Origin of the sequence: Sphingomonas hankookensis (assembly GCF_022664465.1) — a bacterium.
Classification (GTDB): Bacteria; Pseudomonadota; Alphaproteobacteria; order Sphingomonadales; family Sphingomonadaceae; genus Sphingomonas; species Sphingomonas hankookensis.
On the sequence record NZ_JAKREV010000031.1, the window covers coordinates 1 to 1281 of the forward strand.

General features: G+C 58.1%; 1 protein-coding gene. It reads left to right on the forward strand.

Features of this window, described 5'->3' with window-relative positions:
* Positions 1 to 138: 138 nt before the first annotated feature.
* Complete coding sequence (locus MF610_RS18965; protein WP_242201909.1) at positions 139 to 1167, forward strand: IS110 family RNA-guided transposase; 1029 nt, start codon at positions 139 to 141, stop codon at positions 1165 to 1167.
* Positions 1168 to 1281: the final 114 nt, after the last annotated feature.

Genomic DNA, 1281 nt, shown 5'->3' on the forward strand with positions numbered 1-1281 from the left:
AGAACATGGGGTAATCGCGGATCGTACTGAACCCTTTTACGACTTGGACGGGCGATATCGGTGCCATCAAAGTTCGGCGCTAAGATGAAGCGCTGGTTGGGGAAGTAGCCCTGATCCTGCCTATGACGGAGGACGACCATGAGCGCGTATGTCGGTTTGGACGTTTCGTTGAAAGAGACAGCGGTATCGGTGCGACGGGGCGGCAAACGCATCTGGCGTGGAAAATGTGCGTCAGATCCGAAGGTTTTAGCTGATTTGATCCGCGCACGCGCGCCGGACGCCGAGCGGGTCGTATTCGAAACCGGTCAATTGTCGACGTGGTTCTACCATGCGCTCAAGGCCGATGGTGTTCCTGCCATCTGCATTGATGCGCGGCACGCGAAAGCTGCGCTGGATATGGCCGCGAACAAGACAGACGCGAACGACGCGGATGGTCTGGCGCATATTGCAGAAGTCGGCTTCTACCGGGAAGTTCGGGTAAAGGGGTTCGAGAGCATGCTGATGCGTACGCTGGTCGCGGCGCGAGATCAGATTCTCAAAGTGATCGTCCAGATGTCGAATCAAATTCGCGGACTGATGAAGACCTTTGGCCTAGTCGTGCCGAAAAGTGCTGGTGGTGCTTTTCAGGGCCATGTCCGTCGATTACTGGCGGATAATACCCAGCTTGAACGGATCGTCTTGCCGATGCTCGATGCCTGGCGAGGGTTGCGTATGCAGGCTGCTAAACTTGATGGGCAACTTCGTGCCGCCTCGCGGTTGGATCAACGATGCGCTCTACTCATGTCCATTCCTGGCATCGGTCCGGTCACGGCGTCTTCGTTCGTCGCAGCCGTGGAAGAACCTGGCAATTTCAAATCATCTCGTGCGGTAGGCGCTTGGCTTGGTTTGACGACTAGGCGCTACCAGTCCGGCGAAGTCGATTACGGCGGCCACATATCCCGTCGGGGAGATCCGCGCCTCCGCGGCCTGCTTTACGAGGCCGCTGTCGTGATCCTGACGCGTTCGACGGGCGAAAGCACTTTGAAACAGTGGGGTGTCGGATTGAGGGAACGTCTCGGCTTCAAGAGAGCAGCCGTGGCGGTCGCTCGCAAACTTGCCGTCATCATGCACCGTATGCTGCATACCGGAGAGCTTTTCGACCGGACCGCTGGCGCTGCCGTCAGCTGACAACAGCTTGACCGAAATGCCAGCCTGAGGATGCCCCTGCCGGGGCGTAGGCCGGATCATTCCGCTATGTCCGTTGCGAGAGGCGACACTGCCTGAATGCGCATAGAACATTGG